At 35.3% G+C, this 8,273-nt stretch carries 7 protein-coding genes; all 7 read left to right on the forward strand.

Annotated elements, in window-relative coordinates:
- Positions 1–1,193, forward strand: a 1,193-nt coding sequence (locus tag BLP68_RS20890) for an NADH-ubiquinone oxidoreductase-F iron-sulfur binding region domain-containing protein (protein ID WP_091547673.1), incomplete at its 5' end; no start/stop codon positions are given.
- 23 nt (positions 1,194–1,216) lie between these two features.
- Entirely contained in the window at positions 1,217–2,968 is a 1,752-nt protein-coding gene (locus tag BLP68_RS20895) for an NADH-dependent [FeFe] hydrogenase, group A6 (protein ID WP_091547675.1), read from the forward strand.
- Positions 2,969–3,210: 242 nt separating this feature from the next.
- A complete protein-coding gene (locus BLP68_RS20900; RefSeq protein WP_091547676.1) occupies positions 3,211–3,456 on the forward strand; it encodes a TM1266 family iron-only hydrogenase system putative regulator in 246 nt (81 codons plus the stop codon).
- Positions 3,457–3,468: 12 nt separating this feature from the next.
- Entirely contained in the window at positions 3,469–4,842 is a 1,374-nt protein-coding gene (hydG, locus tag BLP68_RS20905) for a [FeFe] hydrogenase H-cluster radical SAM maturase HydG (RefSeq protein ID WP_091547678.1), read from the forward strand.
- Between the two features lie 24 nt (positions 4,843–4,866).
- Positions 4,867–6,177: a [FeFe] hydrogenase H-cluster radical SAM maturase HydE gene (gene hydE / locus BLP68_RS20910; RefSeq protein ID WP_091547679.1), complete on the forward strand. Its 1,311-nt coding sequence runs from the start codon at positions 4,867–4,869 to the stop codon at positions 6,175–6,177.
- Positions 6,174–7,370 carry a [FeFe] hydrogenase H-cluster maturation GTPase HydF gene (gene hydF, locus BLP68_RS20915; RefSeq protein ID WP_091547681.1) on the forward strand — a complete coding sequence of 399 codons (1,197 nt, stop codon included), beginning with the start codon at positions 6,174–6,176 and terminating at the stop codon, positions 7,368–7,370. The genes hydE and hydF overlap by 4 nt, the downstream gene beginning before the upstream one ends.
- A 404-nt stretch (positions 7,371–7,774) precedes the next feature.
- Positions 7,775–8,248 carry an NADH-quinone oxidoreductase subunit NuoE family protein gene (locus BLP68_RS20920; protein ID WP_091547683.1) on the forward strand — a complete coding sequence of 158 codons (474 nt, stop codon included), beginning with the start codon at positions 7,775–7,777 and terminating at the stop codon, positions 8,246–8,248.
- Positions 8,249–8,273 lie beyond the last annotated feature (25 nt).

Below are 8,273 nucleotides of genomic sequence, written 5' to 3' on the forward strand. Positions count from 1 at the left end.
CTGGAGCATTTATGGATCGTTCAGTGCTAGAGGGAGACCCCCATGTTATAGTAGAAGCAATGGCAATAGCAGGTTATGCAGTAGGAGCAGATATGGGCTATGTCTATATACGTGCAGAGTACCCCATTGCCGTAAAGCGTTTACAAATAGCTATAGAAGATGCTAGAAAATCAGGCTTACTAGGAAAGAATATTTTTGGAACAGACTTTAATTTCGATTTAGAAATTAGATTAGGAGCAGGAGCCTTCGTATGTGGAGAAGAGACAGCACTAATCAATTCAATAGAAGGCAAGAGAGGAATGCCAAGACCAAGACCTCCATTCCCAGCACACAAAGGAATATGGGATAAGCCAACATTATTAAACAATGTAGAAACCTATGCCAACATACCACAAATCATACTAAATGGAGCCGATTGGTTTGCAGGAATAGGAACAGAAAAATCCAGAGGAACAAAGGTGTTTGCCCTAGGTGGAAAGATAAATAATACAGGACTATTGGAAATACCAATGGGAACAACCCTAAGAGAAGTAATCTACGAAGTAGGGGGAGGAATACCAAACGGTAAAGCCTTCAAGGCAGTACAAACAGGAGGACCATCAGGAGGATGTATTCCATCTGAGTATCTAGATACACCAATAGACTATGACAATCTTATAGAACTTGGATCGATGATGGGCTCAGGCGGAATGATTGTAATGGACGAAGACAACTGTATGGTAGACATTGCTAGATTCTTCTTAGACTTTACAGTAGATGAATCCTGTGGAAAGTGTGCCCCATGTAGAATCGGTACAAAAAGAATGCTGGAAATCATAGATAGAATAATAGAAGGTAAAGGTGAACCGGAAGATCTGACGCGGTTAGAAAAATTAGCCGATACAATAAAATCCGCATCCTTATGTGGACTCGGACAAACAGCACCAAATCCAGTATTATCAACACTTCATTACTTTAGACATGAATATGAAGCCCATGTAAACGACAAAAAATGCCCTGCTGGTGTTTGTCAATCACTTTTAAACTATTCAATTACAGATGATTGTAAAGGCTGTACCCTTTGTAAAAAGGCTTGCCCTGTAGATGCAATTATAGGTGAGAAAAAAGAAAATCATTGGATAGATACTGTGAAATGTATTAAGTGTGGCGCATGTGTTGAAAAGTGTCCATTTAAAGCAATTGTAAAAAAATAAGATAAAGAAGAGGAGATTAGATTATGGCGAATGTTTCCTTGACCATCGATGGTATAAAAATAGAAGTACCTGATAATTATACAGTATTAGAAGCAGCTAGAGCAGCTGGAGTAGAAATTCCATCCTTATGTTATCTAAAGGGAATTAATGAGGTGGGGGCCTGTCGAATTTGTATGGTAGAAGTGGAGGGCTATAGAAATATTCAAGCCTCTTGCGTTTTACCTGTTGCTGAAGGTATGACGGTAAAAACCAATACAAAGAGCCTAAGGGAAGTGCGAAAGTCAACCCTTGAACTTATACTTTCAAATCATAATAGAGAATGCTTAACCTGTTCTAGAAATAGAAAGTGTGAGCTTCAAAGCTTAGCAGAAGAATTAAATGTCGATGAGATTCCATATGATGGAGAGAAGACCATCTCAACAATTGATACAAAATCTGACTCCATTGTTAGAGATAATAGTAAATGTATACTATGTGGCAGATGTGTTAGTGTATGCAAGGATGCTCAAAAAATTGGCATACTTGAATTCACCAATAGAGGTTTTAAAACTGAAGTAGCACCTGCCTTTAAAAAATCAATGGCAGATGCACCCTGTATTTATTGTGGACAATGTATAGTATCCTGTCCAGTTGCAGCCCTAAGGGAAAAGGAAGATATTGAACGAGTTTGGGATGCTATAGATGATCCAAATATTCATGTGGTTGTGCAAACAGCCCCTGCAGTTAGAGCTGCCCTTGGGGAAGAAATGGGACTACCTATAGGAACAAGAGTAACCGGTAAAATGGTAAGTGCTCTTAAACGCATAGGATTTGATAAGGTTTTTGATACTAGCTTCGCAGCAGACCTTACTGTTATGGAAGAAGGACATGAAATGCTAAATAGAATTCAGAACAATGGAGTTCTTCCAATGATTACTTCATGTTCGCCTGGATGGGTACGCTTTTGTGAATATAACTATCCAGAGTTTTTAGAAAATCTATCAACATGTAAGTCGCCGCAACAAATGATGGGAGCTCTGTTGAAGTCCTACTATGCTGAAAAACAAAGCATTGACCCAAGAAGTATTTATGTTGTTGCAGTAATGCCCTGTACTTCAAAGAAAACAGAAGCAGCTAGACCAGAATTAAACGTAAACGGACTTCAGGATGTAGACGCTGTTATCACCACAAGAGAGCTTGCCAAAATGATTAAGCAGGCGAGAATTGACTTTAATAAGCTGGAGGATGGCAGATTTGATGAAGAGCTCAGTGGTTATGCAGGGGCAGGTGTTATATTTGGAGCTACTGGCGGCGTTATGGAGGCAGCCCTAAGAAGTGTTGCAGATATATTAGAAAATAGTGACTTAGAAGATATTGAATATACTAAAGTAAGAGGAATAGAAGGAATTAAAGAGGCTGATATAACACTTGGTGGTAAAGCTCTTAAAATAGCTGTTATACATGGAACCGCCAATGCAGCTAAGGTGATAGATATGATTAAGTCTGGTGATAAGGAATATCACTTCATTGAAATAATGGGCTGTAGTGGTGGATGCGTAACGGGTGGTGGACAACCCCATGTATCTGCTAAGGTAAAAATGGATTTGGATATTAGAGTTGAGCGTGCTAAGGCTCTATATGAAGAAGATAAAAAAATGAGGGAAAGAAAGGCACATAAAAATGAGGCTATATTAAATCTTTATAAAGAATTCCTAGAAAAACCAAACAGCCATAAGGCCCATGAGCTTCTTCATACCCACTATGTAAAGCGAGAAAAATATCCAGTAAATCAATAGATGGTAATTAAAACTAATAAGCAACATAATAAAATAAATCTGACTGTTGAACAATTTCAATAGAAGGACATAAAAAACCACTGATTGCAAAGAAAATCTGCGCAAAAGGTAAGTAAGGCTTTAACGATATTAAATGCTTTCCTACTTTTTGGGAAAGCATTTTATTTTTTAATTGGAAGTTCATTATTTTATCCATAGATAATTACGCATGAAATGCTCTTGCTCATCATGGAGGTGTAGAATTGGAAAAAAGAATTGGCGTTGTAGCAATTATTGTAGAAGACAAGAATAAGGTACAAGATGTTAATAATCTACTAAGTGAATATGCTGAAATGATTGTCGGTAGAATGGGAATACCATATAAAGAAAAGGGATTATCAATTATTTCCATCATAATAGATGGTACAACCGACGATATTGGAGGACTTACTGGGAAATTAGGAAGAATAACAGGGGTGACTGTTAAAAGTGCTTTAACTAAGAAATAAGGAGGTAATATAATGGATACCAATAAAATTATAGATGAAGTAAAAATAGAAGAAATAATTGAGGCAGGTAAAAAAGTTGAAGCAAGATATATTCAAGACATTATTCAAAAAGGTAAAGAGGCTAAAGGTATTTCATTGGAGGAGGCATCTGCTTTACTTCAGATAGAGGACGCTTCTTTACTGTCAGAATTATTTCAGGCAGCCAGTGAAGTGAAAAACAATATTTATGGAAAACGTATTGTTGTTTTCGCTCCACTTTATACAAGTAATGAATGTACAAACAACTGCCTATATTGCGGCTTTAAGGTATCCAATAAAAACCTCAACAGAAGGACTTTAAATGTTGACGAAACCATATATGAAGCACAGGAAATAGTAAATCAAGGGCATAAAAGAATCTTATTGGTTTGTGGTGAGGATACAAGAAAAACCAACATCAAGCACATAACTGAATCATTAAAGGCTATTTATGATACTACTGATATAAGAAGGATTAATGTTAATGCTGCTCCTATGTCAGTTGAGGATTTTCGATTGTTAAAGGAGGCAGGGATAGGAACTTATCAAATTTTTCAAGAAACCTATCATAGAGAAACCTATAAAAAAATGCATCCATCGGGACTGAAAAAGAACTATGATTATCGTTTATTAGCTATTAATAGAGCCTTTGAGGCAGGAATTGATGATATTGGAATAGGCACATTACTTGGTCTATATGATTACAGGTTTGATGTATTGGCCACATTAATGCATGCTCAATATCTGGAAGCGGAATTTAATGTAGGCCCCCACACAATATCGGTGCCCAGGCTAAGACCTGTTGTTAATACAGTACTGGAAGAAACACCCTATAATATAACCGATGTAGAGTTCAAAAAAATTATTGCAGTATATAGATTAACATTGCCCTATACAGGTATTATTCTATCCACTAGAGAACCGGCAGAATTAAGGGATGAGCTATTTAATCTTGGTGTTTCTCAGGTATCAGCCGGATCCAAAACTAACCCCGGTGGATATCACTTTAATGATGAGGAAGCAGAGCAATTTGAAACAAGTGATGGAAGAAGTCTTAATGAAGTATTACAGGTTATATGTAAACAAGGGCATCTTCCAAGCTTTTGTACTGCCTGTTATCGTGCCAATAGAACAGGTGAAGCCTTTATGGAGCTGGCAAAAGGAGCAGAAATCCATGAGTTTTGTCAATCCAATGCTATATTAACCTTTAAAGAGCATTTGCTGGATTATGGTAATAATGAATTATGTAAAGTTGGAAATGAGCTACTGGAAAATGCTCTGGAGGAAATTTTAAATGATAAGATAAAAAAAGAAACTATAGATAAATTAAAGGAAACAGAAAAAGGGAAAAGAGATTTGTTCTTCTAAACAATATAGGTAAGGAGGCTACCAATGAATAATGACAATCAAAAGGTTATAATTGTGTGTGGAACAACAACAGAGATGTTAAAAGCAGATTCAATAATAAGGGATAATCATATTGAAGTAGATCTTGTTCCTACACCAAGTCAATATGGGTCTATATGCAGCACCTCTATTGCTTTAGAAGAAGTAAACAAAATAACAGCTGAAAGAATTTTAGAGAAAATTAAAATTAAATACAATATATATCCATACAGAGTTAGAAAGCTTCTAGGATTAATGGAATCCTTAAAGAAAGCAAAATTATCCACTGCTTTTCAAGTAATAATGAATAAAATTGAAATGGGCCATGAACTCACAAAGGATGATATAGTGGTATTGTTGAATACTGAAGAACCAAAAGAGATTGAGACCCTTTACTCAGTAGCTGATAGATTAAGAAAAGAGATTGTCGGTGATATAGTAGAGATTCGAGGAGCTATTGAATTTTCCAACTATTGCAAGAAAAGCTGCAATTACTGTGGTATTCGTAAGGGATGTGATCTACCTCATAGGTACCGTATGGATGAAGATGAAATAATGGAGGCTGTTCATCAGCTGGTTGAAATGGGTATAAGAACAGTAATACTGCAATCAGGTGAAGATGATTATTATGATACCGAAATGCTATGTGGATTATTGAAAAAAATTAAAAAGGTAACTAAAATGGGAATTACTCTCAGTATTGGTGAAAGAAGTCGTTTTGACTATCTATTACTGAGGGAGGCTGGTGCCAATAATTTTCTATTAAAGATTGAAACAACCAATAGAAAAATCTTTGAGTCTATTCATCCAGATAATGATTATGATCAACGGATACAATGTGCTAAATGGCTGAAGGAATTAGGCTATGTTAACGGTTCAGGAAATATGATTGGTTTACCAGGCCAAAAGATAGAAGATATAGCAGAAGACATTTTGTATTTTAAGGAAATGGGTATCCACATGATTGGAATAGGCCCGTTTATTCCTGCACCTGGTACGCCATATGAAGATCTACCCACCGGCAGTGTCGAAATGACTTTAAAGGCGATAGCAGTAACTAGAATAGTTTGTAAAAACGTTTTTTTACCAGCTACAACTGCATTGGCTTCAATTGACCCCGATGGACAAAGAAAAGCCTTAGAGGTTGGTGCCAACACCATTATGCTTATATCAACTCCTGAAAAATACAGAACTAGTTATCAGTTATATAAAAATAAAAACATGATAGACATAGAATCAGCCCTTGAAGCTGTTAAAAATTCAAATAGAAAGCTACCGAAATATTTAAAGCTTCCAAATAAGGAGGGGATACAATGAATCAGACTCCAAGAGGAAATAGACTTCATATTGCCATATTTGGCAGAAGAAATGCTGGAAAGTCAAGTCTTATAAATGCACTGACGGATCAAGATATAGCTCTAGTTTCTGATGTAGCAGGTACAACTACAGATCCAGTTTATAAATCAATGGAGATTCTTCCCATTGGACCTGTCCTTATAATTGATACTGCCGGGATAGACGACGAAGGTAATATTGGTGAATTGCGAGTTCAAAAGACAAAAGAGGTAATTAATAAAACTGATGTAGCTATTATAGTCGTAGATCACAGGACAGGTTTAAGTAAGTGGGAGATAGAGTTACTTGATTTATTAAAGGGTAAGAATATTCCAATGGTTATTGTTGAAAATAAAATTGATTTAAAAGGAAACTCAGATGAACCAGTATATAATCTAGAAGATAATATCCCTATTGTAAAAACCAGTGCTAAATTGAAAGAGGGAATTGATGAATTAAAGAATATAATTATTGAAATTGCGCCTACATTTGAGGAAAAGTCATTATTGGATGGACTGGTAAATCCTAGAGAAATGGTGTTGTTAGTAACTCCTATTGATTCTGCTGCTCCTAAAGGCAGAATGATATTACCTCAGGTTCAGGTAATACGAGAAATTTTAGATAAAGGAGCCTTCATGGCAATATGTAGAGAAAACCAAGTAGCTGAAACTATAAGGCACTTAAAAAATCCCCCTAAGCTTATTATTACTGACTCTCAAGCCTTCAAAGAAGTAAATGAACAAATATCTGATGATACTCCCATTACTTCCTTTTCAATTATATTTGCCAATCATAAAGGGGATTTAAAATATCTCATTGATGGAGTCAAAACCATAGAAGGGCTGCAGGAAGGCTCAAAGATTCTTATTGCAGAAGCCTGTACCCATCATAGACAAAAGGATGATATAGGAACAGTTAAAATCCCTATGTGGCTGGAAAAAATTACAGGAAAGAAATTAAATTTTAATTGGGTTACTGGTACAGCCTTTCCCAATAATCTAGAAGAATACAGCTTAATAGTGCATTGTGGTTCCTGTATGCTGAATAGACAGGAAATGATTTATAGAATAGATACAGCAAAAAAAGCAGTAGTTCCGATGGTTAATTATGGAGTGCTTATTTCTTATGTGGCAGGAATTTTAGATAAAGCTGTATATCCTTTTAAGTTGAAATGAAAATTAAATGATAGAATCTAATTAATAGAGACCTTACTATTTCTATTTCTAATTTTTCTTATTGAAAAAGTTAAATAATAGATAAGAGGTCTTTTTTTTATTACGTGTAAAGTTCCTTCAGAACTTAAACAAAAGCATTTTATCCATAGATAATTAACGAAAAAAATGCTTTTTTTATAGTTAATAAAATAACAAATTTCATTTATGTTTAACATTAAATTACTAATAATTAATGTATTTGTTTTTATAAGTATAGATATAATAAATAACTAACATGCTTACTATCAGCATTATTAATTTTAAAGTCAAAGTTGCTTATTGTATTATAAACTAGAACGGCAATATTATTAGTTAAAAAAATAACATATAAAAAGTCTTAGAAAATTGTAACAAGGAGGGACATTATGGCAAAGAATCAATTAACAGAAGAAAATTTTCAAAAGTTGAGGGAAGTAATTCGGCAAAATAAAGGAAAAAAAGGAGCTCTAATGCCAGTACTGCATGAAGCCCAGAAGATTTTCGGATGTGTGCCCCTAGAGGTACAAAAAGTGGTATCAGATGAACTAATGATATCATTAAGCGAAATCTATGGAGTAGTAACCTTTTACTCCCAGTTTACCCTAGAACCAAGGGGTGAGTTTGTTATCGGAGTATGTATGGGAACAGCCTGTTATGTAAGAAATGCACAGCCTATTCTAGACAAAATAAGCGAATTGACAAAGACAGGTGTAGGAAAAACATCAGAGGATGGAAAATTCACATTAGAAGCGACAAGATGTATAGGGGCCTGTGGTTTAGCACCAGTAATTACAGTAAATGAAGATGTATACGGAAGGCTAGTATTAAGCGATGTACCGGATATTATTAAAAAATATTAGAGTATAGGGGAGGTATGGATATGAA

The organism is Alkaliphilus peptidifermentans DSM 18978 (genome assembly GCF_900101495.1).
Taxonomy (GTDB): Bacteria; Bacillota; Clostridia; order Peptostreptococcales; family Natronincolaceae; genus Alkaliphilus_C; species Alkaliphilus_C peptidifermentans.